Source organism: Ruegeria sp. CDSC081 (assembly GCF_059610485.1).
In genome coordinates, this window is the sequence record NZ_JBXWNS010000006.1 from 17231 (window position 1) to 43206 (window position 25976).

The window sequence follows — 25976 nt, forward strand, 5'->3', positions numbered from 1 at the left end:
GCAGACAGCTCGATCACTAACCACTCCTAGCCCAAAAAATCATTCCACCAATACCATAACGCGACCATTTCCTACTCTGGTTTCGTAGGTGCGAAGATCTTCGCATACGGGTGCCCTCAAAGCTTTGCCCGTGCGATAGTCGAATAGCCCATTATGCTTGGGGCACTCTATCTCGTTGTCCATCACCAGACCGTCCGATAAGTGCACTTGTTCGTGTGTACAGAGGCCGTCGGTGCAATAGAACTCATTGTCCAAACTGCGAACAATCAAGTAGGTTCTACCGTCGTGGTCCCAACGAATGAGATCTTCTTCCTCAACATCGTCTACGGCGCATGCGTCAACCCAAGGCATTACGTTCCTCCTCGATCACCGATTTCTAACCCCGTGTTTCTCTCCGGAACTCCCAAGTGAAAATGTTCCCGATATGGGCGGGCCGTCGGCGGGAGAGACTTTCGTATGGCGTAACTCGGGTCAACACGCTGCTTCATGACGGAACCCATCATTTCTTTGTAGCCGTCCCAAATCGAAGTATTCGGCGGCGGCAGATCATCCTTGATCAGATCATGAAGCGCTGGAAGAGAGTAATACGGAACCATCGGGAACATGTGATGCTCAATATGGTAATTCATGTTCCAGTAAACCCAACGGCTTATCGGGTTCATATAAAGTGTACGTGAATTTAAACGGTGATCAAGAACGTTCTCCGCAAGCCCTCCATGCTGAAGCAACCCCGTCATTACAAAATGCCAACACCCATAGACCCGAGGACCTCCGATCAAGAGTATGGGGATCAGGGATTTCCATGCGGCCCCGGAGACAAGCAAAACAAATGAAATCAACAAAACAGCGGCGTAGATCGCAATGTGAATCCGCGCCCAAAGGACCGCTTTGGGCCATTGGCTTTCCGGAATGTAATCCTGCTCTTCTTGCGACAAGTTCCCCATGGCATTTCGCATTAGAACTTTGAGTGAAGTCCAGGTCTCAAAAATCCCTACAAATGCAAGCGCCTTCAGGATCAGGCTGATCGGGTGCATCCACGCTATTTCCGGATCGCGGCCAACAATGAGTGTATCGGTGTGATGCCGCGCGTGGCTCCATCGCCAATTGACCGGGTTTCGCATGATCTGGAAGGACGCGATGTGGTACACGACGTCATTCATCCATCGGGTTCGAAAGGCTGTTCCGTGTCCGCATTCGTGCCAACGGCTGTCGCAGGCCGAACCATACACGACACCGTAAACAAACCAGAAAGGCACGCAAAGCCAGCTACCCCAGAAGTATAGCCCGCCAGCCGCAAATACAAAGTGCAAAGCGATCCAGATCACTGTGTCACGAATGGCCGGCGCATCCCTGCGCTTCATAAGCGATTTCAGCTTCTTACGAGGAACATCGCTGTGGTACCACTCTGCGGCCGAAAGACCGTTTTCTATCGCTTGACGCGTATTCACACCAGTCAGGGAATAATCCCGAACAGTGAGTTCAGAGCCAATGGGTGTGGTCGACTTACTCATTTCCCCTGTCTCCATCGCTCACAGCGCGTCTTCGTTGACTATAGCAAAGGCGCCAAAATTTTGACTTCGCTAATTGGGCGGCGCAGAGCTCGCCCGCGTTACAAGCTCTACGGGAAGCGCTGATTTCATTGGAAGCGCTTTGCCAGTGTTCGCCAACTGGCCAAGCAAAACCTCTGCCGCACGGCGTCCCAGTTGGTGTCGGTCCTGTCGGATTGTTGTCAGAGCCGGAACATAAGATCCTGACATTTCGATATCATCGAAACCAACAACCGAAATGTCACCGGGCACCTTCAAACCACCCGCGACCAGCCCAGAAATCAACCCAAAGGCAACCATATCCGCGGCGCAGAACACCGCCGTTGGGCGCTCATCCATCGCAAGTATTCGTCTGGCGGCCTCATGTCCGGATTCCAGCGAAAAGTCGCCCCTGATAATCCACTCGGGCCGCGCTGGAAGCCCCAGGCGTGTCCGTTCTTCGACCACGCCCTTACGCCGAGCGGTCGTCAGAACATTCCCGTCGGGACCGGTAACATGCGCGATATTTTTGTGGCCCAAATCATGCAGATGCCTGATCGCCAATCGCGCACCTTCGGCGTTGTCGCTGGAAATCACCGGAAAGGCCTCGCCTTCCACCCATTCACACAAAAATACTATGCGGTCGCCCGCGCCGTATGTGACGCATTGCTGAAGTGCGGTCGAAGGAATGCCACCATCCAAAGAGATTGCGCCATCTATCCGGCCGTCTCGAAAGTACCCAGCAAGAGTTTCTTCCTGAAGCGGATTGCTTTCGGTGTCGGTGATCAGAACTGCATAGTCCGAGCCCGCAAACCCCTCACTGATACCGGCAAGTATGCCCGAATAGAAAGGTTTGCCGAGGTTGGGAACAAGGATCAGTACGGCCCCCGCCCTTTTCATCCGCAGGTTTCGGGCTGCCTGATTAACGCGATATCCCGTCTCGCGAATAGCTTCCAAAACAGCAACACGTGTTGATTTTGACACCAGATCGGGATTGGACAGAACACGACTGACAGTGGCTGTCGACACCTGCGAAACACGTGCGACGTCCTGTATTGTGGCGTGTTTGGGTATCTTGCTCATTGCTTGGCAGTCGATTTCTGGCTTGACTCGAATCTCATGTGATGCCGATTATGTAATCGTTTACACAATTTGGAAAGTAGGTATTTCCCAAAATGTAATCGTTTGCAGTAACGATTTCGCCAAACGAGGGAAACTGATGGCATCCGAATTCAAACGCAACAAAAGCCGGGTTCTTTGATGGTTTCGAAGGTCACATTCGACTTTGCCGGGGCAAAGGTCCTGGTGATCGGTGCCAGCCGAGCCGGCATTGGTGCCGCTATTGCAAGAGAATTCCAGGACTCGGGTGCCACAGTGGAGATTACCGGTGTGGAACCGCAATGCGTCGAAGAGGACGCCGCCCGGTTTGACTACATTCAACTGGATGTAACCAACACCGAGGAAGTCTACAATTTTGCAGGTGAGCGGGACCATATTGACGTCTTGGTAAACTGTGCGGCGGTGACTCGACGCGGTGAAGAAATGGCACCTGAGTTCTTTTCCCACGTGCTGGACGTAAATCTGACCGGGTCTTTTCGCTGCGCCGAAGCGCTGCACCCTGCCCTTTCGGTCGCGAAAGGGCGCGTCATAAATGTGGCCTCCATGTATGCGCGCTTTGGTTCACCGCTCAACCCAGCCTATGGCGCATCAAAAGCCGGCGTGGAACAACTAACAAAATCACTGGCGATTGCGTGGGCCAAAGACGGTATTCGGGTGAACGCGATCGCGCCCGGGTTCATCGTGACCGAGCAATCGGCGAAAGCCCGAAAAGACGCCAGTTTCTCAACAGCTGTAGAAGCACGCACACCCTTGGCACGCTGGGGTCACCCAGAAGATATCGCTGGAACAGCCTTGTTTCTCGCATCCGATGCGGCAGCCTTTGTGACCGGTGCCTGCGTGATCGTGGACGGAGGGTATTCGGTTGTTTGACAGGAGCGCACGATGAGTGACTTCGCAAAAATCCGCGCTGCGGTGATCGGGACCGGCTTCATAGGAACAGTGCACGTTCAGGCGCTTCGGCGTCTGGGCGTGGACGTAAGAGGTGTTCTTGGGTCATCGCCAGAGCGCGGAAGGGAACGAGCGCGGGCAATGAGCGTGGCCCGAGCTTATGACTCTCTGGAGGATCTGTTGGCGGATGAAAACATCGATATAGTACACGTAACGACCCCTAACCACGCACACTATCCGCAAGTGAAATCGATCCTGACTGCGGGCAAACACGTCATCTGCGAGAAACCACTTGCCATGACGTCCGTAGAAAGCGCCGAAATGGTCGACCTTGCCAAGGCTTCTGGCAAGGTTGCAGCGGTTTGCTACAACATTCGGTTTTATCCACTGAACCAGCAGGCTCACGGAATGGTTATGGCCGGGGATCTGGGTGATATCCGTTTTGTTACCGGGCACTATCATCAGGACTGGCTTGCCAAGCCCAACGACTGGAACTGGCGGCTGGAAAGCGAAATGGGTGGTGTGTTGCGTTCGGTCGGTGACATTGGAACGCACTGGGTTGACCTGACGAGCTTTGTCACTGGCTTGAAAGCGGCATCGGTCATGGCGGAACTGGCTACTTTTATCCCGGAACGCCAGAAACCTCTCGGCTCGGTTGAGACGTTTGCCAGCGGAACCGGCGAAACCGAAAGTGTGCATATCGATACCGATGATGCTGCTATGATCCTAATCCGTTACGAAAACGGAGCACGCGGCGTGATGAGCACATCCCAAGTGAATATGGGGCGAAAGAACTCATTGCAATGGGACATCGCCGGAGCAAATGCCAGTGCGGCTTGGGACAGTGAAACTCCTGATCATCTGTTCATTGGGCATCGTGACGCGCCCAACCAGACCCTGATGCGTGACTTCACCTTGATGAACGGTCCGGGGATCGCAGCCGCCACCTTGCCGCCCGGGCATGTCGAAGGTTTCGCAGATTCATTCTTCAACTTTTTCCGGGCGGTCTATGCCGACGTCATCGCAGGCGGGCGGCAACAAGGCAGCACATGGGCGACATTTGAGGACGGCCACTATGAGATGCAGTTCTGCGATGCCGTCGTGAAATCGGCGAGTGAGAGCCGCTGGGTCGATTTGAGCGAGATTTGAGGGCGATGACATGAAACTGGGCTTACTGACTGCACCATTCGAAAACTCTCAATTGACTGAGGTGGCGGCCTGGGCCGGTTCCAATGGGTTTTCGGCGATGGAGGTCGCCTGCTGGCCATCTTCAGGTGGCGAACAACGGCGCTATGCGGGAACCAGCCACATCAACGTAGATGGCCTTTCCGCGGATCAGGGCAATGAAATTGTCGGGCAACTCGGCGATCAGGGGATCGAGATTTCAGGTCTGGGATACTATCCCAACCCGCTCCACGCCGATGAAGAGTATCGGGTTGAAGTTATTGGACATCTTAACAAAGTAATCACCGCCGCCGGTGTTATGGGCATCAAAGTTGTCAACACATTCGTCGGCGGAGATCGCACTCTGCATCTAGACGCGAACTGGGAGCGTGCCACCGAAATTTTCGATCCGATCGTGAAGCATGCACAAAACTCTGGTGTGCGTCTGTGCTTTGAGAACTGCCCGATGATCTTCAGCTATGACGAATGGCCCGGGGGTCACAACATTGCTTACTCGCCAAGAATCTGGCGGCGAATATTCGAGGAATGGGGCGATGCGGTTGGCATGAACTTCGATCCTTCACATCTGATCTGGCAGTTCATCGATCAGACACGGTTCATCAAGGAGTTCGGTTCTCACATGGCTCATGCCCATGCCAAAGACGTGATGGTTGATGAGGACGGGCTTTATGAGAACGGTGTGATGTCTACCGGCATGGGATGGCAAATCCCACGGCTTTGCGGGCTGGGCGATGTGGACTGGTCCGGTTTCTTTTCCGGCCTGTACCGCGCCGGATACGACGGTCCGATCATTATCGAACATGAAGACAGATTGTTCGAAGGGGCTGACGAAAAGGTCAAGCGGGGTTTTCTGCTGGCCCGGGATGTCCTGTCACCATTCATCAAGTGAAGAAATTATCAAATTTGAAATGACTAAAACTGGGAGGAAACTAAAATGAAGAACCTACTTTATGGTGTTGCTGCTCTTGCAGTTTCAGCGTCTCTTTCAACTGTGGCGATGGCTGACGGGCACAAGCAATACACAATCGGAGTGTCCAACACCGTTCAAGGTAATGGTTGGCGCGAACAGATGATTTGCGCCATGCGTGCCCAAGCTCTGGTCGAAGCCGATGTGACGAACCTGATCGTTGCGCATCGCAACACCGATTCAGCCGGGCAACTGGAAGACATCAACAACCTCATCGAAGCGGGTGTAGACGCCATCGTGCTGAACCCATCCAACCCCGATGCTTTAAACTCGGCACTGGAAAAGGCGCTGTCTCAGGACATCGTAGTTGTTGCTGTGGATGCCGGCGTTTCGGCTGAAGGCGCCTACATTCTTTCAAACAATCAAGAAGAATACGCCTATCTTGGCGCCAAGTGGTTGTTTGAACAGCTTGGTGGCAAAGGTGACGTTGTCTATATGCGTGGCATTGCTGGGGTTTCGGCGGATACTGACCGCGACAACGGCTTTAAACGCGCGTTGGCAGAACACCCCGATATCAATGTGGTGCATGAAGTTTTCACCGGCTGGCAGCAAGACCAGGGCAAGCAACAGATCTTTGATTACCTGGCCACCGGCATCCCGTTTGACGGTGTCTGGACCAGCGGCATCGACAATGTAATTGTCGACGCGTTCACTGAATCCGGCGCTCCCCTGGTTCCGATCGTTGGCGCAGACAACGCAGGATTTGTTCAATATCTGACCGAGGTTGAGGGATTGAACGGCGCGGCCGTGACAAATCCTGGCTCAGTCGGCGGCGCAGGCATTGCTCTGGCTGTCGACATTCTGAACGGCAAGGCACCTGAGAACAAAACCGTTCTTGTAGATCCTGTGCTTTGGGAGAATGCGACGGACGCAGGCCGTGAAACGATCACAGCGGCTCAGAATCCTAACCTTGACCCAGAGTGGCCCGTATCAGTGACCGTTCCCGGCTGGACCGATTACACGATGGAACAAATCATCGACTGTAAGGGACCCGGCGAGGGCTGATCCGAATTGACTGGCCTTCCGCCTTTAGCTGGGCGGAAGGCAAATCCAACCCACTCGGCATTCAAGGACTTCCATGAGCAGCACACCACTTCTCGACGCGTCTGACGTGGCCAAAAGTTTTGGCGCCGTACGGGCGTTGACCAATGCGCACCTCACGGTTGCCGAAGGCGAGATCGTTGCCTTGATGGGCGCAAATGGCGCTGGCAAGTCCACTTTCGTCAAGATCATTACCGGTGCCCTTAAACCCGACGCTGGTCAGGTATTGATCAGAGGCAAACAAGCGTTTGTCGGAAGCCCCGCCGAGGCGCGCCGTTCCGGTTTGGTGCCGGTTTATCAAGAACCCTCACTCATTCCTGATCTCGACGTATCCGACAATCTTCGGCTGACAGACACACCTGTCGATCAGTTTCAAAACTGGGTTACAGAACTTGGCATCGAAGGCCTGAAACTATCGGCAATGATTGGCGACCTGCCACTTGCTACGCTGCGCATCCTCGATCTGGCACGCGCGCTGGCAGTTGAACCAGATGTCCTCTTGCTGGACGAAATGACCGCGGCGCTGCCGACGGATCTGGTTGAACGCGTATTGAAGACCGTAAGGCGCAAAGCAAATGACGGGATGGGTGTGATCTATGTTTCTCACCGTTTCACCGAGATTTCGGAACTGTGCGATCGGGCCACTGTGTTGCGGGATGGCATGTCTGTCGGAGATCTCGACATTGAACCCGGCGTAGAAGAACGCGTGGTCGAATTGATGCTGGGTCAGAAGATTGACATTGGAACACGTCAGATCCTTCGAGCAAATGAACCACAGGCCAAGACACCGCGCCTAGGCATTAAGTCACTGGCTTTTGAGCCCAGTTTCTCGGATGTTTCGTTCGACTTATTCCCCGGCGAGGTCCTAGGGGTGGTCGCGCTTGAGGGTCAGGGGCAGGATGAACTGTTTGAGGTTCTGGCGGGCTTTGATCGCCCGTCTTCAGGATCGATGGAAGTTGATGGAAAGCCCGTAAACTTCGCCCACCCCGCCGACGCCATTGCCGTCGGGATAACTTTCGTTCCGGGCGATCGTTCAGACGCTCTGCTGGCGCAAAGGTCAGTTAAAGAAAACATCGCTCTGCCATTTTCTGCCCGGCTCAAGAACTGGGGACCAATAAAATTGCGGCATGAGCGCGATCGGGTCGCTTATGCGGTCGAGAAACTGCAGATCGACACACGCGCGCAGGGCGAGGTGCAAAGGCTTTCAGGTGGCAACCAACAGAAAGTCACCATTGGTCGCTGGCTCGCGACAGGTGTCGAAACCCTGCTTCTATTCGATCCGACCCGTGGCATCGATGTGCGCACAAAACGCCAGATTTACCCGCTTGTCCGTGAGTTGGCAGATCAAGGAGCGGCGGTTCTATTCTACACGTCCGAGTTGGAAGAAATCCCACTTGCCTGTGACCGCGCGGTCGTAATCTTCAACGGTCGCGTGGTTGATGTGATTGATGCCGCTGACGCGGATGAACAAACACTGATGCGTGCGGCCTATGGCCTGACCGAAACGGAGGGCGCGGCGTGAGCGTGGCCATCCGAAAACACGCATGGGTCATGGGGTTAGCGGTTCTTCTCATGGTCCTTTTGACCATCACAAAATTGATACAACCAACTTTCGGTGCGTCAGGACTGGAGAGTATTGCCCGCGCCGCCCTGCCCTTTGCTTTCGCAACCGCCGGTATGGCCATCGTCGTAATTGTCGGCGGTATCGACCTGTCTGTTGCGTCTATGATGGCTGTCTGTGCTGTGACTGCAGCCGTTCTGATGGAGCGCATGGCCGGTGCACCGGCCTTGTTTATCGTGTTGGGGGTCGGGTTTTTGATGGGGTTGATCAATGGTCTTTTGATCGTTGTAACGCGCGTGCCCGATATCGTTGTGACACTCGCCATGCTGTTTGTGTGGGAAGGCGTCGCGCTGTTGATCCTTGAGACACCGGGCGGCGCGACTGCAGATTGGCTGGAACAGGCAATACGCGGTCAGTTTCTATTCGACGGGCTGCCTAAGGCATTGCTTGTCATTGCCTTGGGCATCGCTGTTGTCTGGTTGCCGGTCCGGCGCTCCAAACTCGGGCTCTCGATTTACGCCACCGGATCAGACGAGCTTGCCGCCTTCCGCTCTGGTGTTTCAGTGGGAAGAACAAAGATAGCAGCCTATGCGCTATGCGGGCTGTTTTGTGCCATGGGCGGTCTAAGCCTCGCTGCGCTGACCGGGATTGGAGAGCCGGTACCGGGGCCATATCTTATGGCCTCGGTCGCGGCCGTAGTTCTGGGCGGTGTCGTGCTGGGCGGTGGCAAAGGCGGTCTGCTTGGACCGATCATCGCGGTGTTCATTTTGCGGATCATTCGGACGATCCTGACATTGCTGGCCGTCGATCCAAACGTGACCACAATTATCGAAGGCACAATTATGGTTCTCGTCGTTATGTTGGGCACGGCGGCTTCACTAAAGGGAGCCCGCCGATGAGCATGGACACCATAGATCCACCGATGGTCCGCTTTGGCCGTTATCTGCGCGACAACCCAATTATTCCGCTATTGGTCTTCCTTGTCCTGATGATCGCTGTGCTGGAAGTATTGCGGCCAGGTATCGTTACCCCGGTCCGAGCAGGTCGGGATGGGCTGATTTCAACCTTTTGGGTTGGCAACCTGATCAAGTTCGCAATTCCATTGGCGATGCTTGCGGCTTGTCAGGTGCTGACAATGCTAACCGCAGGAATTGATCTCTCGGTCGGGGTAGTTGCCACCGTGTCAGCCTTCGTTTGCGCAACACTTAGTGCGATTTGGGGCGTGACACCTGCAGTATTGATCGCGCTGTCAGCTGGCCTAGTTGTGGGCGTTGTAAATGGCATCGGTGTGGGATTGGTCCGGGTCCATCCATTGATCATGACACTGGGATCGGGGTTAATCGCCACCGGATGTCTGCAGGTCTATCAACGCCTCGTTATCAATGCTGGCACCGAAATTCCCGCCTTCCTTGCCTGGCTCGGAACCGGCCGCACCGCTGGAATGCCGAACGGCCTTTTTGTATTCATCCCGTTTGCGCTCTTTATCCTGTGGCTCATGCGCTATACAGGATTTGGTCGGCTGCTGTTCGCCCTAGGCTCCAATGAGCAGGCCGCTAAGCTGTCCGGGGTCCGAGCATGGCAGGTCTATCTGGGGCTCTACGTGCTTTCAAGTTTGATCGCTGCGCTGGCTGGCTTGCTCTATCTCGGCATGATCCGTCAAACTTCGCTGAGCCTTGCCAACCCCTTGTTGTTACCCTCTGTCGCTGCGGCGGTGATTGGCGGCACATCAATCTTCGGAGGTCGTGGCAGTTTCGCAGGTGCGATTGTGGGCGCACTTATTCTGCGTGTGCTGGATACTATGCTAACATTGATGCAAATGCCGGAAGGTGCGCGCACGGCCCTGTTTGGGCTGATCATTCTTGCAGTTACCGCACTCTACGTCAGGATCACCGGCACGCGCTAAAGGGAGTTTCCAATGGCCAAATTCCGGATCGTCGGCATCAGTTTCGATCACATGCATATGGGTGACTTGCTTCGGATGGTGCACGATCACCCTGACGCTGAAATCGCCGGTATATTCGATCCTGATTGGGACAAGATGAAGGCGGCGGCAACGGCATTCAGCGTTCCCGAAGATCGGATCTTTACCGACTTCGACACATGCATGGCTGCGGGACCCTACGACATGGCAATTCTTTGCGTGGCAACGGCTCAGCATGCGGAATATACTGAACGTCTGGCCTCTTACGACCTGCATGTTTTTGTCGAAAAGCCCTTTGCCGCATCTTCTGATGATGCGCGCCGCATGATGGCTGCAATGGATAGGACCGACAAGCAGTTGATCATCAACTGGCCATTACGATGGGTCGAAAGCCACGTCACGGCCAAACGGTTGATTGATGAGGGGATGATCGGCAACCTGCGCGAAGTGCATTTCTACGACGGAAATCGCGGCCCCCTATACCATCTGGCCGACAAGGTCGAAGTCACCCCGGAGGAGGTTGAGCGTCAGAAACCGAACTCATGGTGGTATAAGCGGGCATCGGGTGGTGGGTCGCTGTTGGATTACCTTGGCTACGGCGCGACGCTTGGAACTTGGTATTTAGGGGGAAAGGAGCCGATCGAGGTGACATGCACAGTCGATGAGACGCCGGGGATTGAGGTCGATCAACACGCCATTGCCGTTTGCCGTTATGAAACGGGGCTCTCAAAAATGGAAACGCGCTGGGGCACCTTCACCGACCCGTGGACAGCGCAACCTCAACCAACTTGCGGATTCGTCTTTGTGGGCACAGACGGCACCATTTCATCGCCCGATTATGCCGATCACATAACGATTCAAACCCGCACACGACCTGACCGGCACGAGATACCAGTGACTCCGCTACCGTTAGGTGAACGAAATGCGATTGAGTACGTCCTTGACTGCATATCCAGAGAAATCCCGGTCAAAGGGCCACTGGATCCAGCACTTTGCCTGACAGCGCAACGGATCGTCGATACGGCGCTCCGCTCGGCATATGAAAAACGAACACTTCGGTTACTCGCATGACCTCAAACAGTGCCAATACAGACCAGTACGCACTAAAATCTGCGCATCGGCACGAAATCGATGCGCCGGATCTGCAGTATCTTCCACCAATGCCTCGACGCTATAGACCCCGGATCGGGGTTATTGGTACGGGTGGGATTTCTGCAAGCCATCTTGATGCCTACCGAACAGCAGGCTGGGACGTCGCTGCAATCTGGAACCGTACGCGCGCGAAGGCTGAAGAGAAAGCTGCTGTTTACTGCCCGTCTGCCCGCATCGAAAATGACTGGGAGGCGCTTCTTGCCGATAGCGAGATCGACGTTGTCGATGTCACGCTGCACCCTGAACATCGCGTGCCAATCATCAGAGCTGCCCTGCAAGCAGGCAAACACGTGCTCAGCCAGAAGCCTTTTGTTACCGACCTCGATCTGGGTAATGACCTTGTGAAGCTGGCAGATGATCAGGGCGTTAAACTAGCGGTAAACCAGAACGGTCGTTGGGCCCCGCACCTGTCCTGGATGCGTGAGGCGGTTTCAGCCGGATTGATCGGTGATGTTCTGTCGGCCCATATCTCAATTCACTGGGATCACAGCTGGACTGCAGGTACCCCGTTTGACGAAATCGACCAGCTGATACTTTACGACTTTGGAATTCACTGGTTCGACTTTCTTGCGTCTCTTGTCGGAGATAGAGCAGAAAGCGTCTTTGCAACTGCTACATCTGCACGCGGCCAGGCCAACAAAGTGCCTCTGATGTCGCAGGCTCTGGTTCGTTTGGACCAAGGCCAAGCAAGCCTGGTTTTTGACGGGGGCGTTCCCTATGGGCCTCGCGATACAACATACGTTGCAGGTACGACCGGTAGCCTGACATCAGTTGGACCGGATCTGTCGACGCAATCTGTGACACTTGAGACAGCGCATGGCATTGCGCGGCCTGCACTCGAAGGACAATGGTTCAACGACGGGTTTCGTGGCGCCATGGGGGAGCTTCTTTGTTCAATTGAAGACGACCGAGAGCCCTCAACATCTGCAAGAACCAACCTAAAATCATTGGCCATCGTTCTCGCCGCGGTTGCTTCGTCTAAACGCAAAAGGGAGGTCGAGATAGGAAGCATTAGGCTCAGGACACATAGCGAATAGATGCCAAAGCGGCGAGAGCGATTTCTGAGAGGAAGACTTTGAGACACCTGTCGAACCGCGTCGCCAGTCCTTCAATCTGCCAAACATGATCTCAATCCGATTGCGACGTTTGTAGCGGCACTTGTCGTATCGGACAGTTGTCTTGCGCTGTTTGCGGCCTGGGATGCACGCGCGTATCCCTTTGTCTTTCAACGCTTCTCTAAACCAATCGGCATCATATCCGCGCTCACCCAGCAACCATTCGACATTTGGCGGGCTGCTGACCAATGCCCTCGCGCTAATGTAGGTGCTGACCTAACCGGAAGTGACAAACAGATTCCAGGGGTTTCATTCGCCATTGTGCTTGAACCAATAGCGCAAAAGGGCTCATCTGTCACAAACCGCATGCAACTTTGTGTTCATGCCGGCCTTGGTGTGCCCGATCAGACATGTGCACCGCTCATTTTGAACGCGATGAATCACGCAGCCAAACGGAAATCAATGGGCCTAAATTATTGTTGTCGCGTGACGTCTTCCACTGAAGCAGAATATACTCCAGCATAGTCCGCGCAGTCTCCAGACCGGTTGCTGGGCAAAAGATTGGTGATGTCCTGAGCCGCGTTCTGAGCATGAGCTTGAACGGCAGTAAATCCAGTAAGAAGCGCGCTGAATGTCAAAACACTCACTCGCATGGTTCGATCTCCTTAGGGTTTTCAGAAATCCAAAAATATGTTGCTCGATGGGAGTTGATGTCAGTCATCCTATCCTCAAAACGCGACGCGGTCCCCTCCTTTCAAGTCCAGGATTTCTCTCGCTTCATCGGGAGTTGCGACCTGACTGCCTTTCTCTCACCGAAGATTCAGGTCGCGATTCTCGACGGCACCCGGCCGCCCGAGCTCACACTCAAGCGTCTGGTCAGCGTTACCCACGCACTTGATTGGGCCGAACAGGAATGTCGTTCGACTTTTGACACCTCAAGAACCGGCCTCCCAGATACAGGGTTCGCCCTCCTTGATCTGTGGGAACAATTCCCTACTCCACCTTTTTGGGAATTTGCAGCATAGACCTCTGAAAAACATACATTTCTGAGAGGAGAAACTCTGGGTTCCAGACCCATCTCACGAAAATTCCCTGTTAATTGCCGGGTATCAGGGAAATCCCTCCCAAAACGACCCCGCCAAAATGCGCCACTGAGACTGAGGCCTGAATTGCGTTCTGAGTGTACGGTTTGCTCCGTCTCTGATTGAAAGCGAATGCGCCAACTCGCGGGAATTGCGGCACAATTCCGGATCAGAAAACACAACTGAAGTGAGACAAGTATGAGTGGCGGGGAGACAGGGATTCGAACCCTGGGGACGCTCTCACGCCCAACGGTTTTCAAGACCGCCGCATTCGACCACTCTGCCACCTCCCCGCGTGGGGCCGGGTCTAAGGCTATCTTTAAACGGTGGCAAGACCAAATAGGGAAATCTTGCCGAAGCCTGTGCAGCAGACTTTCCATGGCCGAACGTGCAGGCTATGCTTTGCGTGAAAGACCGTGACAGGCTGGCAGTTCAGAACCAGCGATCGGCGGCGGGGTACGATGAAAGAGGCCCCTTACAGGCAAGGGATTGCAAATATGGATCGAGCGACCACGACACGCGCAAAACCGCGGGCACTGGCGGTTCTGGTAATAACAGTTGCTGCTCTGTCAGGGTGCGACGAGGCCCTGACATCGGGTGGAAAATCCACCGAGCAGGCGGACGAAAGCGTGCAGGACGACGGCAAATTAGAGCTGTTTCCCAAAACGACAGGGAACGCGCGTGATGATGTTGAAGCTCCTGATGTCTTCAAGGTCACCGAAGCCGGTTTGTGGGATGGGCGCCCCTCGTTGGGCGGAATCTGGGTCGCGCACCCGGACGTTACACAGCCTGAACGTGTTCGGATAACGAATACAAAGAACAACAAATCCGTAACCGGCGCACTTTTCCGCCGTGAACGCAACCTGCCGGGCCCTGCGCTGCAACTGTCTTCGGCTGCCGCCGCAAAACTGGGTATCCTCGCAGGCGCACCGACTCGGGTTGAAGTTGTTGCCCTGCGGCGCAAGCCTGCCGAGAAAGTAGAAGAAAAAGCTCCTGAGCCCGAAGAGGTCGCTGAACCCGAAGAGACCCCAACGGCTGAGGCGGTTGAACCTCAGGACAAGAAAACCGATAGCCAGGCCACGGCAGATGTGTCCGAAGACGTTGATAAACCAGCCAAGCGTAAATGGTGGCAAAAGAAGGCTCCAGTTGCCGCAGCTGGTGCTGCGACAGCTGCAGCCGTGGCTGAAACCGCAGAAAAGACCGATGAGGCGGCAACAGAGATTATCGAGGCGGCGCCTGAGCCAGCACCAACCGCAAATCTGACCGATCCCACTGTCACGCCGCCAACCGAGGCTGCACCGAAGCGGAAATGGTGGCAAAAGAAGCCTGCCGACGAAATCACCGAAACACCTCTGGACCCGATTGAGGGCGCTGCAGCGGCCATCGAAGAGGCCGCCCCTACCCCGGCAGCAACCGCAGCCAGCACTGAGGCAACCACCGTTTCATCGCTTTCAAAACCGTTTATTCAGGTGGGCACCTTCACAGTTGAAGAAAATGCCGAAGGTGCTGCCGAGAAAATTCGGCGAAACGGGTTGCCTGCGAAAGTTCAAAAACTCGAAGCCAATGGCAAAACTGTTTGGAGGGTGATCGTTGGTCCTGCTTTGACGCGGGCGGAACGAAACGCAATGCAAAGCGACGTCAAAGATCTGGGCTTTTCTGACGCCTATACCGTGAAGAATTAAGCAAAAGGAGGTCCCCCTCGTGCTGTCCTCATTTCGATCATCTGTACTGACCCTCGGTTTGGCTATGTTTGCCCTGCCCGCACAAGCTTTCGATACGCAAGCCCGTGCTGCCTATGTCATGGACCAAACGACAGGAACCGTTCTTTTGTCCAAAGACGCAGACCAGCCGTTGCCGCCCGCGTCCATGTCCAAGCTCATGACCCTGTTTGTAGCATTCGAAGCGCTGCGGGACGGTCGCCTGGAACTGAATGAGGAACTTCCGGTTTCCGAACATGCGACCAGCTATAAGGGCTCAAGCATGTTCCTGAACACGCAGGACCGTGTACGGGTCGAAGACCTGCTGCGCGGGATCATAGTCCTGTCAGGAAATGACGCATGTGTTGTTATCGCCGAAGCCCTCAGCCCGGACGGAACCGAAGCTGGGTTTGCCCGGTTCATGACCCAACGCGCGCAACAGCTGGGCATGAATAATTCGAACTTTGCGAATTCGAACGGATGGCCAGCCGCAGGCCACATGATGTCTGTGCATGACCTCGCCATTCTGGCCGACCATCTGATCAGCGACTTTCCCGAATATTACCCTCTGTTCGCCGAGGAAGAGTTCGAATTCGACAACCGGGTGCCGTCAAATTCGCGTAACCGGAATCCCTTACTGAAACTTGGGATTGGTGCGGATGGGCTAAAGACTGGCCACACGCAAGAAGCGGGCTATGGCCTTGTAGGATCGGCACAGCAGGGGGATCGCAGGGTCATTTTCGTTTTGTCGGGGCTCGACAGCGTCGCTCGCCGCGCAGAGGAGGCTGAGGCCGTCGTTAACTGGTCGTTTCGCAATTTTGTCGAGAGGCAGCTTGCCGAAGCAGAAAAACCGATAGGACAAGCCGATATCTGGATGGGCACTTCGAAAACGGTTGATCTTGTCCCGCAAGAGGATTTGACACTGCTGCTGCCTGTTCTCGGGGATAAGAATGTTGAGGCCGAAATCGTCTATGACGGTCCGCTTGAGGCCCCCATCGCCAAAGGACAGGAAATCGCTGAGCTTGTCATCAAACCCGATGGCCTGCCCGAGATACGCAGACCCCTGGTTGCAGCGGAAAGCGTCGAAAAGGGTGGTTTCTTCGTGCGGATTATGACAGTTGGCGGCATTGTTGCGAAAGATGTCATCGGTAACCCGTTGGGCGCGATGTGACGGCGGGCGGGTTGTTTCTGACCTTCGAAGGCATTGACGGATCGGGCAAATCCTCGCAAGCGCGCCTGCTGGCCGAGCATTTGCGCGCTCTCGGGCATGATGTCGTACTGACGCGCGAACCTGGCGGCTCAGCCGGGGCCGAGGAAATCCGCAGGCTGGTTCTTGAGGGCGATCCCGACCGCTGGTCGGCCGAAACGGAAATCCTGTTGTTCACCGCTGCGCGCCGCGACCATCTGGAACGCACCATTGAACCCGCTTTGGCTGCGGGCAAGATCGTCATCTGCGACCGTTTCGCCGATAGCACCCGCATGTATCAGGGCCTATCACGCGGCGACCTGCGTGGTTTGGTCGATCAGTTGCATAAGCTGATGATCAAACGTGAACCGGATCTGACCGTGTTGATCGACATGGATCCTGAAACCGGCCTCTCTCGGGCCAAGGGCCGGCAGGGCACCGAAGAACGGTTCGAGGATTTCGGCATTCACCTGCAACAGAAGATGCGGGCCGGTTTTCTGGAACTGGCGGATGAATTTTCCGACCGGTTTCGCCTGGTCGATGGCAACAGGGACATGGACAGTGTTGCCCGCGATGTGACAGATATCGTCATGCAAGCCTTGTGACGGACGATTGATGAACAACGACATCCCAATCCCGGACCAGGCACCCGGTGCCCTTCATCCGCGCGAAACGCCACATCTGTTTGGGCAGGCAGAGGCTGAGCAGGCCTTTCTTAGCGCTTATGCTTCTGATCGCCTGCACCATGGCTGGCTGCTGACCGGCCCCCGAGGTGTGGGCAAGGCGACGCTGGCCTGGCGGATCGCGAGGTTTCTGCTGGCGACCCCGGCTGTCGAAGAGGACGGGCTGTTTGGCGCGCCACCTCCCCCTGAAACGCTTGAGGTTCCACCAGATCACCCGGTTGTTCATCGTATTCTGGCTGGTGCCGAGCCTGGCCTGGCCGCCATCAAACGATCCGTGAACGATCAGGGCAGGTTGCGAAATGAAATCGTTGTGGACGACATTCGCAAACTTGGGAAGTTCTTCGGCCTGTCCTCGGCCGATGGGGGCCGCCGTGTCGTCATCGTAGATTCTGCGGATGAAATGAATGTCAGCGCCGCCAACGCATTGCTGAAAATGCTCGAAGAACCGCCCGCGCGGACGACGCTGCTGTTGATTTCGCACCAACCGTCCCGCCTTTTGCCCACGATCCGATCCCGGTGCCGTACCTTGCGCCTTTCGCCGTTGAACGCGGAAGATATGAACGCCGCACTGACCCAGACCGGGGTTGAGCTGACTGGAAACCCCGACCATCTGGCCGCTCTGGCCAGCGGGTCCGTTGGGGACGCCGTCCGCCTGATAAACCTGAGCGGGCTCGAAATATATGCCGAGCTCATTGCGATCCTGGGCACCCTGCCCCGGCTGGACAGACAACGCGCTCTGGCTCTGGCCGAGGCTGCCGCACAGCGCGGAGCAGCTGAGCGGTTTGAATTGCTGTTGACGCTGATCGACATTGCCTTGTCACGTCTTGCTGTGACCGGTGCGACTGGTGCTCCGCCATCGCCAGAGGCCGCGCCAAACGAAGGTGATATCCTGTCCCGTTTGTCCAGATCGCCGGAGCAGGCACGCCTTTGGGCGGAAACCGCAGCCCAGATCACCGCCCGCGCCCGCCACGGGCAGGCGGTGAACCTTGACCCTGCCGCTCTGGTCCTAGATACGGTGTTCAAGATACAGGAAACCGCCGGTCAGAACAGATGAGCGACACCCCCCAAATCACCGACAGCCATTGCCATCTGGACTTCCCCGATTTTGAAGGACAGTTGGACCTGATCGTCGCAAATGCGGCCGAATCCGGTGTGACCCGGATGGTGACGATCTGCACCAGGTTGAGGAACGAACCCACTGTGCGCGCCATAGCTGAGGCTCACGCGCCGGTATTCTACGCGGCAGGCACGCATCCGATGAGTGCAGCCGATGAACCGATGGCAACTGTGGACGAGCTGGTGGCACTGTCACAGCACCCCAAATTTGTTGGTATCGGTGAAACCGGGCTGGATTATCACTATACCGCCGACAGTGCGCAGGTTCAGCAGCAATCCCTGCGCGTTCATATCGAGGCCGCCCAGCGTACCGGACTGCCTTTGATCATTCATGCGCGCGCGGCGGACGAAGACATGGCCCGCATTCTGGCCGAAGAACACGGCAATGCCCCCTATTCCTGTGTGATGCATTGTTTTTCGTCTTCGGCCGAGCTGGCACAGTCCGCCCTGGATCTTGGGTTTTACCTGTCCATGTCGGGCATCGCCGCTTTTCCCAAAAGCCAGGAATTGCGCGATATTTTCGCAAATGCGCCAGTAGACCGCATCCTGGTTGAAACCGACGCGCCCTATCTGGCGCCGCCCCCGTTTCGCGGCAAACGGAATGAACCGGCCTATACCGCCCACACCGCCCGCAAAGGCGCGGAGGTCTTTGGCATGGGCTATGCCGATTTCGCGGCGCAGACGCAGGCCAATTTCGAAAGACTTTTCACCAAGGTCGCCTCTTACAAGGCGGCGGCATGACCACGCTGCGCTGCACCATTTTGGGCTGCGGTTCGTCAGGTGGAGTGCCACGTCTTGGCGGTCACTGGGGCGACTGCGACCCCGAAAACCCCAGGAACACCCGCCGCCGCTGCTCGATGCTGGTCGAGCGTGACGGGCCCGAAGGCACCACCACGGTTCTGATCGACACAACGCCGGACATGCGCAGCCAGCTACTGGACACCGGCACCGGGCGGTTGGACGGGGTGGTCTATACCCATTCCCATGCCGACCACGTCCACGGCATTGACGACTTGCGCATGATTGTCTTCAACATGCGCGAACGGGTGCCGGTCTGGGCTGATGGCGACACCCAGAATGATCTTTTGGGCCGATTTGGCTATGCCTTCATCCAACCCGAAAACTCACCCTACCCGCCGATCCTCAACCTCAAGACAATCGACGGCCCGTTCGAGATCACTGGCCCCGGAGGCCCTATCCCATTTCACCCCTTTAAGGTGAACCACGGTTCAATCGACGCGCTTGGATTCAAAATGGGCAATCTGGCCTACCTGCCGGACGTGGCAGAGATATATGACGATGCCTGGACCACATTAGAGGGTCTGGACTGTCTGGTGATCGACGCGCTGCGCCGGTCCCCGCACCCGACCCATGCGCATCTGGAAAAGACCCTTGGCTGGATCGACCTGTTGCAACCAAAAACCGCGGTTCTGACCAACATGCATATCGATCTTGACTATGCCACGGTCGACGCAGAAACCGCAGATAACATCACCCCTGCTTATGACGGCATGGTGATACATCAGGCTCTGTAGAGCCCTGGCCGAGATCATGCAGATATCCCTTCCCGCGCGAATAACTGTTGCGGAACGCTGACATGCTGCAAAATCTCATTGAAGTCATCCTTCCAGTTTTTCTTGTTATTGGAGCCGGTTACGTCTCCACTCTTCTTGGATACTTCAAGGAAAACCACATTGATGGCCTGATGAAGTTCACTCAGGGTTTTGCAATCCCCTGCCTTCTGTTTCTTGCGATTTCACATCTCGACCTCAGTGTCAGTTTTGATCCCAAGCTGTTGATCAGCTTTTACTCTGCTGCTGCGCTTTGCTTTTGTGCCGGCCTGTTCGGCGCGCGACTGATCTTCAACCGCGAATGGGAAGATTGCGTCGCAATCGGTTTTTGCTGCCTGTTCTCCAATTCCGTCCTGCTGGGATTGCCGATTACTGAACGGGCTTATGGCCCTGAAAGCCTTACGGGCAATTATGCCGTCATCGCCTTTCACTCGCCGTTTTGTTACGGCCTAGGCATCACGGTAATGGAGGTGATCCGGAACCGGGGTCACGGAGGATCGCGAATGGTTCGCTCGGTCCTGACCGCGATGTTTCGCAACGCTCTGATTGTCGGGATCTCACTGGGTTTCATCGTAAATCTGTCCGGGCTCGGCGTGCCAGCCGTTGTGGATGATGCCCTTGGCCTGGTGACCCGCGCGGCCCTTCCCGGCGCACTATTCGCGCTTGGGGGCGTTCTGGTTAAATACAGACCCGAAGGTGACCTAAGGGCGATCGCCTTTGTCTGCGGCGTTTCTCTGCTGCTGCACCCGAGCCTTTTCTGGCTTTTCGGATCCACCCTTGGACTGCCACAGGATCTATTCCGGTCCGGAGTGATGACAGCCGCCATGGCCCCTGGTTTCAACGCCTATATCTTTGCAAACATCTATGGCCGCGCCAAACGGGTTGCTGCATCCTCTGTTCTGTTGGGGACGGCAGTATCTATCCTGAGCGTCTGGTTTTGGCTGACCCTATTGGGCTGACGGTACGGCTGGCGGATTGACTTTTACACGACGCGGCGCACCTATCGCTAAAGCGGACAGGACAGATTTATGACACACGCCCTTATCGTTACCCATGGCCAACCTTCTGACCCAGAACCAGCCGAAGCGGCCTTGGCGGCTTATGCGGCCGATGTAAATGCCCTGTGTGCCGGTGTTTCGGTTCATTCTGCAACGCTGGCAGCCCCTGAGGCGCTTGACAGCGCACTGGACAAGATTCCCTGCAACGCCGTCATCTATCCCCTGTTCATGGCCAAAGGGTGGTTTGTCACAGATGTGCTGCCGAAGCGTATTGGTGACCGCCGAAACCCTATTCTGGATCCTTTGGGCGCGGACCCGGAATTGCCCCAGTTGGTCGCGCAAACTCTTGAGGGAACGCTGCAAGACAAAGGCTGGCGGTCACAAGAAACGGACCTTGTGATCGCTGCGCATGGATCGGGCCGCAGCAGAAACCCTTCCGCCGTTGCAACGGCATTCGGCGACGCTTTGTTGCAGCTGATACCACTTGGATCCCTGCGCCTTGGGTTTGTCGAAGAGGCCCCTTCGATTTCTGTGGCCGCCGCAGGAACCGGCGCCCAAACCCTGTGTTTGCCATTTTTTGCCTGCACGGGTGGCCATGTTCTTGAGGATGTGCCGCAAGAATTAAGCAAGGCCAAGTTCAAGGGACAGGTTTTACCGGTTGTGGGTGAACTGCCACTGGTGCAGCAACACATAGCGTCCGTTCTCAAAGCTTTTTCTTCATCGAAGTAGAGTCGTCTGACCACATACACTTTGCCGGTTCCTTTAGGGGGAAACCTATCTGTGTGAGTGATCCACAAGCTGCGAATATAGACAGTGGCGAGACCGGCCATTTCGCTTGGCCGCATACAGGGCAAGGTCTGCCGCATGCAAAATCTCAGCCGGTTTAAGCGATGGAAACTGGGTCGAAAGCGCCGTGCCTATACTGGCTGAAACCTGGCACGACACGTTGTCGAACATCATCGGTTCCCGCAGACGTTCGATCAGCCTGCTGGCGATTGCAGAGAGAACACCCTCGTCCGTCAATCCTTTGTATATAATTACAAATTCGTCCCCGCCGACACGCGCCACTGTATCGTCTCCGCGGGTTTCCTCACCCATGATCCGCGCCGCTTGTTGCAACACATAGTCGCCCGCGGCATGCCCGAATTGGTCATTGACCGATTTGAAAAAATCAAGATCCAAATGCATCAGCGCGAATGGAGATTTGGACGAGATCATGTGATCCAATAGAACATCCATCGCCCGGCGATTTTTCAGCCCCGTCAGTGTATCTGTAAATGCCTTTTCCTCGGCGGCAAGCATCGCCCCTTGAAGGCGCAGGTTCAGAGATCTGGACGCCTCCATCGCTGCCGATTTCGCCTCGACCAGGTACAACAGCTCGATTGCCAGATCGGTGCCCGAGAAATCAGCGCTGGTCAGGGCATAATCCCGGACAGCATCCAAGATCGAAATCCCAAAGGACAGGTTGATCACCGCCCCCTTCCCCTCGGGCAGCGGAGCGATAAGGCCCTTCAATGCTGTGCGCGGGGCGTCATGGAACCTGAGCTGTAACTTGGTGCCGGCCTGGGACATCAAGCCTGAAACCGTGGTAACCGCCCTAGGGCGAAGCAGCTCAAAGATATCCAGAAAGCTTTGACCTTCCATCGGCTTTTCAGGGCGCAGCTTTTGCAAGGTTGATCCGACGCGAGTCACTTTCCCATCCTCGTTCACCAGCAAAAACATCGGGCACAGGGTTTGCAAAAGCTCTGCCAGATTATTCGCGTTCATCATGCTTTTCGCGCCCCTAAATCAAAATGCCGACCTTCTGAAAAAGCGCTTTCTACCAGAACGATTGAGATAAACTCGATCTCATCCTGCTGGCCCTCATGCGATAGCATGGCCAGAGCCCCGTAATCATCAGCCATCGCGCGCAATACACCAACCATGACGCTTGAAAAGCCAGGCAGGCCTGGATGGCAGGACAGTCTGTATTCCGTCGGTGAAAGCTCGTGCAATTCAAGTGCCGGAAGATTTAGATCCGATACGGCCAATCTGACCCGGTCAGACAGATCATCAAGCGAATGGAGAAATTCCAGATAGCTGACACCGCCAAATCGCAACAGACGGCGCAGGTCTTCCATGTTGGGATGAGACACAAGGTACGTTCCCAAGTCTTCAAGAACGTCACTGCGTGAACGTTTCAGGACCGTGCATACCTCATCCAATACCTGCTCGGTAATATCATCGTCGTAAACAAGCATGGCCTCGAACTCGGCAAAGCCCAGTTCGGCTGAATCCATCACGCGCATCCAGCACGGCTGCCCGTAGGTCACCGCAACAAAGGATTGAATCGCCCGGTTGATCAGACCATGCATGAGAGACCTCAAATTGGTTTCTCACGCAGTGTGCTCTGAAATTTGTTAACAAACACCCAACACTCGGGCGTCACCACATAGAATTCACGCAAGTATCGAAGTGGAAGTGACTGAGATTACGCTAGAAATCTGTCGGCGCTCCGCCTTCGGTTTTGCGTCGTGCGACAAAGTCAGCAAGCTCTTCCCGGATGCCCTCATCCATTGCCGGAGCTTCAAAGCTGGTGATGATTTCCTTGAACATGTGATGCGCGCGCTCAGCGGTCCAGACGCCTCCTGCGACTTCCCAACCCTCATAGTTCTTCCAGTCACTCAGAAACGGCTGATAAAACGCGGTGGTATAGCGGTCCTGAGTGTGCTGAATGCCAAAGAAATGCCCGTCATTGCCGACTGACCGGATCGCATCCAGAGCAATCTCATCAGGGCCGGTTGCCGTCAATTCCGGCTGCATATACCGCTGAATTTGCTGCAATATCTCGCAATCCATAATGAACTTTTCAGGGCTTGCGATCAGGCCACCCTCAAGCCAACCTGCAGCGTGATAGACCATGTTGGTGCCCGATTGCACCGCCGCCCATAATGAGTTCGAGGTTTCCCATACAGATTGGCCATCCGGAACGTTTGCCGCGCAGACACCCGAAGACCGCAGGGGCAGGTCATAAAATCGGGCCATCTGGCCGGTCATCTGTGTCGCCCGCATGTATTCCGGCGTTCCAAAAGCCGGAGCACCAGATTTCATATCCACATTCGAGGTGAACGTACCGATGACACAAGGAATTCCTGGTCGCACATATTGGAACAATGCAATCGCGCACAGAGCCTCAGCCAGGGATTGCGCTACTGCACCGGCCATTGTGACGGGGGCCATCGCCCCGGCCAAGGTGAACGGCGTCACAACAATCGCCTGCCCGCGCCGCGCCAACCTCAGGCAACCGTCGATCATGGGCTGATCGTGCTTCAACGGCGAGGTCGAGTTGATGTTGGTATACATCCTCGGCTTGGCTTCGAATTCTTCATGGCTCAGACCCCCTGCAATCCGCACCATTTCCATGACGTCTTCGACGCGTTCCTTGCCCAGCGAATAGGCATGCATCGCCTTATCGGTCAGAGTCAGCTTGTCGTAGAGAACATCCAGATGCCGGACGCTGGCATGTATATCCACTGGCTCGACCGGGTATCCGCCGGCAAAATGGATACAGTTGAAATACTGCGTCAGCTTCAACAGGTTCCGGCACATCTCGCGATTTCCCGGTACCTTGGTGCCAATCTCCATATCCCAGTAGTTCGGCGGGGACGACACATTTCCGAACAGCAGGTTTTTGCCCCCGATCTCGATTGCGCGGTCGGGATTACGCGGTGTGATGGTAAAGGTGGATGGGGCTTTACGCACCATTTCCATGACAAAGTCCCGGCCCATTCGAACGTTGTCGCCGTTGATCGTACATCCGGCCTCACGCAGGATTCCGATTGCCTCTTCGTTGTAGAACTCGATCCCGATCTCTTCGAGAATCCGCATTGCGCCCTCATGGATCGCCGCAACGCCAATCTCGTCCAACGGTTCGGTTGGTTTGTCGGTGTTGATCGGAGGGCTCCACGGCATCTGATCAATAACCGCTGCGCCCCGTCTCTCGGCGGCACCGGCCCGTCCTCCGCTGCGACCTCTGCGTGCTTTCTTGTCGGCCATTGGACACTCCTCGGAACTTGGCTTTCTAGAAGCAAGCCCCGAACGCGTACTGTTGGCCGCTCTGTCTGCGACAGGCTATGTCGGTTTCGACGTCTGAACCGCCGAATTCACAGCCCGATCACGCATTTTCGTACAACCATGCAGGTATATGTCCGATGTTTGGCAAGACGACATCCGCCATCGCTTCGAGCGTTTCTGCACGCGCCAGACCCGTCAGAACCCCGATCGTCTTCATACCTGCTGCCCGTCCGGCCTGCAGATCATGCAGGCTGTCGCCCACCATTGCTATGTTTTCTGGGTTTACCCCCACATGCTGAGCAAAGGCGAAGAGTTGACCCGGGCCTGGCTTGAATCCGTGCCCACTGTCATAACCGGCGACAAAATCGAAATGTTCGCGGATTCCTGCAGACGAAAGATGCTCGGATGCGGGCATTTCTCCGTCATTGGTCGCAACACCCAGTTTCAGCCCTGCCTCACGCAGCCCCTCAAGGAACGGGATAAGCGGAACGGCCTGGGCTTGCGGAGATGAGGCCGATTCGGCATTCAACAGATCCACCAACTCTTCGCGCGGCATTTCCGGGAGGTGCGGCTCTAGAACCTCGGCAATTTCTTCGACGGTGCCCGCAATGACAACACTGTCCTCAGAATAGGCAACCTGTTCGAGGTCAAAGCCGATCACCTGCCCAAGCTCGGCCGCCCGGGCATGATCTCCGTTCGTCACTCGCAGTAAAAAATTGCGCCCGAACGTACCCCAGGTTTCCGCGAAATCAAACAGGGTACCGTCTTTGTCGAACAGGATGGCTTGGATTGGCATTGTGAAACTCCTGCCCGGTAGGCTTTCAGGTCCAATGAACTTCCGCGCCACCAGACAACAAGGCGCGGGCCTGGCCCGGCTGATCATACGGCACAGAATTGACGTCACAAAACTCGACTACCCACGAATCGTCAAGCATTAGAAAATCCAGAACTGAACCCAGAAACTCCGGCTCTGCTGCCCTGTCTTTTATGTCCTGCACCGAAGCCCCCGTCGAACCCAGAAATACAGGCAGCAGGTCATCATTGCCGACAAGCCAGGCAAGGGCATTCAGCGCCAGCGTTTCGGCGGATTGAGCGGAAATTGGCATAAAGAAGCCCCTGATCTGATATTGGAAAGGGTTTGTTAACCAGAGTCATAAACACTTTAGCAACGCATG

The 25976-nt window shown here is 55.6% G+C and carries 26 protein-coding genes, 1 tRNA gene and 1 pseudogene; 18 read left to right on the forward strand and 10 right to left on the reverse strand.

Translation table 11 applies throughout. The annotated features are described in order from the left end of the window. Positions 1–39: 39 nt before the first annotated feature. From AC2FH9_RS12030 to AC2FH9_RS12040, 3 genes are all read right to left on the reverse strand, one after another. Positions 40–351 carry a MocE family 2Fe-2S type ferredoxin gene (locus tag AC2FH9_RS12030; protein WP_271946204.1) on the reverse strand — a complete coding sequence of 104 codons (312 nt, stop codon included), beginning with the start codon at positions 349–351 and terminating at the stop codon, positions 40–42. Continuing rightward, positions 351–1511: a fatty acid desaturase family protein gene (locus tag AC2FH9_RS12035; protein WP_496750138.1), complete on the reverse strand. Its 1161-nt coding sequence runs from the start codon at positions 1509–1511 to the stop codon at positions 351–353. The genes AC2FH9_RS12030 and AC2FH9_RS12035 overlap by 1 nt, the downstream gene beginning before the upstream one ends. Before the next feature lie 69 nt (positions 1512–1580). Continuing rightward, a complete protein-coding gene (locus AC2FH9_RS12040) occupies positions 1581–2609 on the reverse strand; it encodes a LacI family DNA-binding transcriptional regulator (RefSeq protein ID WP_496871684.1) in 1029 nt (342 codons plus the stop codon). Between the two features lie 177 nt (positions 2610–2786). Here AC2FH9_RS12040 and AC2FH9_RS12045 point away from each other — a divergent pair, with 177 nt between their 5' ends. From AC2FH9_RS12045 to AC2FH9_RS12085, 9 genes are all read left to right on the forward strand, one after another. Further along, positions 2787–3515: an SDR family NAD(P)-dependent oxidoreductase gene (locus AC2FH9_RS12045; protein ID WP_496750140.1), complete on the forward strand. Its 729-nt coding sequence runs from the start codon at positions 2787–2789 to the stop codon at positions 3513–3515. Positions 3516–3527: 12 nt separating this feature from the next. Beyond that, entirely contained in the window at positions 3528–4682 is a 1155-nt protein-coding gene (locus AC2FH9_RS12050) for a Gfo/Idh/MocA family protein (protein ID WP_496750141.1), read from the forward strand. Positions 4683–4692: 10 nt separating this feature from the next. Beyond that, positions 4693–5607: a sugar phosphate isomerase/epimerase family protein gene (locus tag AC2FH9_RS12055; protein WP_496871685.1), complete on the forward strand. Its 915-nt coding sequence runs from the start codon at positions 4693–4695 to the stop codon at positions 5605–5607. A 45-nt stretch (positions 5608–5652) separates the two neighbouring features. After that, entirely contained in the window at positions 5653–6690 is a 1038-nt protein-coding gene (locus AC2FH9_RS12060) for an ABC transporter substrate-binding protein (RefSeq protein WP_496785462.1), read from the forward strand. A 73-nt stretch (positions 6691–6763) separates the two neighbouring features. Continuing rightward, positions 6764–8248: a sugar ABC transporter ATP-binding protein gene (locus AC2FH9_RS12065; protein WP_496694927.1), complete on the forward strand. Its 1485-nt coding sequence runs from the start codon at positions 6764–6766 to the stop codon at positions 8246–8248. Continuing rightward, complete coding sequence (locus AC2FH9_RS12070; protein ID WP_496871689.1) at positions 8245–9186, forward strand: ABC transporter permease; 942 nt, start codon at positions 8245–8247, stop codon at positions 9184–9186. Before AC2FH9_RS12065 ends, AC2FH9_RS12070 begins: the two co-directional genes overlap by 4 nt. Next, on the forward strand, positions 9183–10190 hold the full coding sequence (locus AC2FH9_RS12075; protein ID WP_496690824.1) for an ABC transporter permease: 1008 nt from the start codon (positions 9183–9185) through the stop codon (positions 10188–10190). The genes AC2FH9_RS12070 and AC2FH9_RS12075 overlap by 4 nt, the downstream gene beginning before the upstream one ends. 12 nt (positions 10191–10202) lie before the next feature. Beyond that, positions 10203–11279: a Gfo/Idh/MocA family protein gene (locus AC2FH9_RS12080; RefSeq protein WP_496871691.1), complete on the forward strand. Its 1077-nt coding sequence runs from the start codon at positions 10203–10205 to the stop codon at positions 11277–11279. Positions 11280–11368: 89 nt separating this feature from the next. Continuing rightward, positions 11369–12397, forward strand: coding sequence for a Gfo/Idh/MocA family protein (locus AC2FH9_RS12085; RefSeq protein WP_496871693.1), 1029 nt, complete (start codon positions 11369–11371; stop codon positions 12395–12397). On the opposite strand, the pseudogene AC2FH9_RS12090 reads toward AC2FH9_RS12085, so the two are convergent. Further along, positions 12378–12823: pseudogene (locus tag AC2FH9_RS12090) on the reverse strand (transposase); the annotation flags it as partial. The gene AC2FH9_RS12085 and the pseudogene AC2FH9_RS12090 sit on opposite strands and share 20 nt — an antisense overlap. Before the next feature lie 182 nt (positions 12824–13005). On the opposite strand from AC2FH9_RS12090, the gene AC2FH9_RS12095 reads away from it, so the two are divergent. Continuing rightward, positions 13006–13440: a hypothetical protein gene (locus AC2FH9_RS12095; protein ID WP_496750146.1), complete on the forward strand. Its 435-nt coding sequence runs from the start codon at positions 13006–13008 to the stop codon at positions 13438–13440. A gap of 260 nt (positions 13441–13700) precedes the next feature. Here AC2FH9_RS12095 and AC2FH9_RS12100 read toward each other — a convergent pair. After that, a tRNA-Ser gene (locus tag AC2FH9_RS12100) sits at positions 13701–13790 on the reverse strand. Positions 13791–13994: 204 nt separating this feature from the next. On the opposite strand from AC2FH9_RS12100, the gene AC2FH9_RS12105 reads away from it, so the two are divergent. The 8 genes from AC2FH9_RS12105 to AC2FH9_RS12140 all read left to right on the forward strand — a co-directional run bounded on the left by AC2FH9_RS12105 (position 13995) and on the right by AC2FH9_RS12140 (position 21477). Beyond that, complete coding sequence (locus AC2FH9_RS12105) at positions 13995–15179, forward strand: SPOR domain-containing protein (protein ID WP_496871694.1); 1185 nt, start codon at positions 13995–13997, stop codon at positions 15177–15179. Positions 15180–15243: 64 nt separating this feature from the next. Then, positions 15244–16365, forward strand: a complete 1122-nt coding sequence (locus AC2FH9_RS12110) for a D-alanyl-D-alanine carboxypeptidase family protein (RefSeq protein WP_281994856.1) — start codon at positions 15244–15246, stop codon at positions 16363–16365. After that, on the forward strand, positions 16362–16985 hold the full coding sequence (gene tmk, locus AC2FH9_RS12115; protein WP_496871695.1) for a dTMP kinase: 624 nt from the start codon (positions 16362–16364) through the stop codon (positions 16983–16985). Before AC2FH9_RS12110 ends, tmk begins: the two co-directional genes overlap by 4 nt. Positions 16986–16995: 10 nt before the next feature. Then, positions 16996–18117, forward strand: coding sequence for a DNA polymerase III subunit delta' (locus AC2FH9_RS12120; protein WP_496871696.1), 1122 nt, complete (start codon positions 16996–16998; stop codon positions 18115–18117). Beyond that, positions 18114–18920, forward strand: a complete 807-nt coding sequence (locus AC2FH9_RS12125; RefSeq protein WP_496871698.1) for a TatD family hydrolase — start codon at positions 18114–18116, stop codon at positions 18918–18920. The genes AC2FH9_RS12120 and AC2FH9_RS12125 overlap by 4 nt, the downstream gene beginning before the upstream one ends. Further along, positions 18917–19714, forward strand: coding sequence for an MBL fold metallo-hydrolase (locus AC2FH9_RS12130; protein ID WP_496871699.1), 798 nt, complete (start codon positions 18917–18919; stop codon positions 19712–19714). The genes AC2FH9_RS12125 and AC2FH9_RS12130 overlap by 4 nt, the downstream gene beginning before the upstream one ends. Positions 19715–19776: 62 nt before the next feature. After that, complete coding sequence (locus AC2FH9_RS12135) at positions 19777–20709, forward strand: AEC family transporter (RefSeq protein ID WP_142634838.1); 933 nt, start codon at positions 19777–19779, stop codon at positions 20707–20709. 69 nt (positions 20710–20778) lie between these two features. Then, complete coding sequence (locus tag AC2FH9_RS12140; RefSeq protein ID WP_496871701.1) at positions 20779–21477, forward strand: CbiX/SirB N-terminal domain-containing protein; 699 nt, start codon at positions 20779–20781, stop codon at positions 21475–21477. 45 nt (positions 21478–21522) lie between these two features. Here AC2FH9_RS12140 and AC2FH9_RS12145 read toward each other — a convergent pair whose 3' ends face one another. The 5 genes from AC2FH9_RS12145 to AC2FH9_RS12165 all read right to left on the reverse strand — a co-directional run bounded on the left by AC2FH9_RS12145 (position 21523) and on the right by AC2FH9_RS12165 (position 25907). Next, entirely contained in the window at positions 21523–22518 is a 996-nt protein-coding gene (locus tag AC2FH9_RS12145) for a diguanylate cyclase domain-containing protein (protein WP_496750153.1), read from the reverse strand. After that, positions 22515–23102 carry a heme NO-binding domain-containing protein gene (locus AC2FH9_RS12150; protein WP_496750154.1) on the reverse strand — a complete coding sequence of 196 codons (588 nt, stop codon included), beginning with the start codon at positions 23100–23102 and terminating at the stop codon, positions 22515–22517. The genes AC2FH9_RS12145 and AC2FH9_RS12150 overlap by 4 nt, the downstream gene beginning before the upstream one ends. Positions 23103–23223: 121 nt before the next feature. Next, positions 23224–24783 carry a trimethylamine methyltransferase family protein gene (locus tag AC2FH9_RS12155; protein WP_496690834.1) on the reverse strand — a complete coding sequence of 520 codons (1560 nt, stop codon included), beginning with the start codon at positions 24781–24783 and terminating at the stop codon, positions 23224–23226. Positions 24784–24901: 118 nt separating this feature from the next. Continuing rightward, a complete protein-coding gene (locus AC2FH9_RS12160; protein WP_271950155.1) occupies positions 24902–25597 on the reverse strand; it encodes an HAD family hydrolase in 696 nt (231 codons plus the stop codon). Positions 25598–25622: 25 nt separating this feature from the next. Next, positions 25623–25907, reverse strand: a complete 285-nt coding sequence (locus AC2FH9_RS12165) for a DUF3572 domain-containing protein (protein WP_142634849.1) — start codon at positions 25905–25907, stop codon at positions 25623–25625. Positions 25908–25976 lie beyond the last annotated feature (69 nt).

What these genes read in the sequence shown, in the direction of transcription:
- AC2FH9_RS12030 (WP_271946204.1), bottom strand. Translation starts at nt 351, where the DNA reads ATGCCTTGGGTTGACGCATGCGCCGTAGACGATGTTGAGGAAGAAGAT.
- AC2FH9_RS12035 (WP_496750138.1), bottom strand. Translation starts at nt 1,511, where the DNA reads ATGAGTAAGTCGACCACACCCATTGGCTCTGAACTCACTGTTCGGGAT.
- AC2FH9_RS12040 (WP_496871684.1), bottom strand. Translation starts at nt 2,609, where the DNA reads ATGAGCAAGATACCCAAACACGCCACAATACAGGACGTCGCACGTGTT.
- AC2FH9_RS12045 (WP_496750140.1), top strand. Translation starts at nt 2,787, where the DNA reads ATGGTTTCGAAGGTCACATTCGACTTTGCCGGGGCAAAGGTCCTGGTG.
- AC2FH9_RS12050 (WP_496750141.1), top strand. Translation starts at nt 3,528, where the DNA reads ATGAGTGACTTCGCAAAAATCCGCGCTGCGGTGATCGGGACCGGCTTC.
- AC2FH9_RS12055 (WP_496871685.1), top strand. Translation starts at nt 4,693, where the DNA reads ATGAAACTGGGCTTACTGACTGCACCATTCGAAAACTCTCAATTGACT.
- AC2FH9_RS12060 (WP_496785462.1), top strand. Translation starts at nt 5,653, where the DNA reads ATGAAGAACCTACTTTATGGTGTTGCTGCTCTTGCAGTTTCAGCGTCT.
- AC2FH9_RS12065 (WP_496694927.1), top strand. Translation starts at nt 6,764, where the DNA reads ATGAGCAGCACACCACTTCTCGACGCGTCTGACGTGGCCAAAAGTTTT.
- AC2FH9_RS12075 (WP_496690824.1), top strand. Translation starts at nt 9,183, where the DNA reads ATGAGCATGGACACCATAGATCCACCGATGGTCCGCTTTGGCCGTTAT.
- AC2FH9_RS12080 (WP_496871691.1), top strand. Translation starts at nt 10,203, where the DNA reads ATGGCCAAATTCCGGATCGTCGGCATCAGTTTCGATCACATGCATATG.
- AC2FH9_RS12085 (WP_496871693.1), top strand. Translation starts at nt 11,369, where the DNA reads ATGCCTCGACGCTATAGACCCCGGATCGGGGTTATTGGTACGGGTGGG.
- AC2FH9_RS12095 (WP_496750146.1), top strand. Translation starts at nt 13,006, where the DNA reads ATGAGCTTGAACGGCAGTAAATCCAGTAAGAAGCGCGCTGAATGTCAA.
- AC2FH9_RS12105 (WP_496871694.1), top strand. Translation starts at nt 13,995, where the DNA reads ATGGATCGAGCGACCACGACACGCGCAAAACCGCGGGCACTGGCGGTT.
- AC2FH9_RS12110 (WP_281994856.1), top strand. Translation starts at nt 15,244, where the DNA reads ATGTTTGCCCTGCCCGCACAAGCTTTCGATACGCAAGCCCGTGCTGCC.
- AC2FH9_RS12120 (WP_496871696.1), top strand. Translation starts at nt 16,996, where the DNA reads ATGAACAACGACATCCCAATCCCGGACCAGGCACCCGGTGCCCTTCAT.
- AC2FH9_RS12125 (WP_496871698.1), top strand. Translation starts at nt 18,114, where the DNA reads ATGAGCGACACCCCCCAAATCACCGACAGCCATTGCCATCTGGACTTC.
- AC2FH9_RS12130 (WP_496871699.1), top strand. Translation starts at nt 18,917, where the DNA reads ATGACCACGCTGCGCTGCACCATTTTGGGCTGCGGTTCGTCAGGTGGA.
- AC2FH9_RS12135 (WP_142634838.1), top strand. Translation starts at nt 19,777, where the DNA reads ATGCTGCAAAATCTCATTGAAGTCATCCTTCCAGTTTTTCTTGTTATT.
- AC2FH9_RS12140 (WP_496871701.1), top strand. Translation starts at nt 20,779, where the DNA reads ATGACACACGCCCTTATCGTTACCCATGGCCAACCTTCTGACCCAGAA.
- AC2FH9_RS12145 (WP_496750153.1), bottom strand. Translation starts at nt 22,518, where the DNA reads ATGATGAACGCGAATAATCTGGCAGAGCTTTTGCAAACCCTGTGCCCG.
- AC2FH9_RS12150 (WP_496750154.1), bottom strand. Translation starts at nt 23,102, where the DNA reads ATGCATGGTCTGATCAACCGGGCGATTCAATCCTTTGTTGCGGTGACC.
- AC2FH9_RS12155 (WP_496690834.1), bottom strand. Translation starts at nt 24,783, where the DNA reads ATGGCCGACAAGAAAGCACGCAGAGGTCGCAGCGGAGGACGGGCCGGT.
- AC2FH9_RS12160 (WP_271950155.1), bottom strand. Translation starts at nt 25,597, where the DNA reads ATGCCAATCCAAGCCATCCTGTTCGACAAAGACGGTACCCTGTTTGAT.
- AC2FH9_RS12165 (WP_142634849.1), bottom strand. Translation starts at nt 25,907, where the DNA reads ATGCCAATTTCCGCTCAATCCGCCGAAACGCTGGCGCTGAATGCCCTT.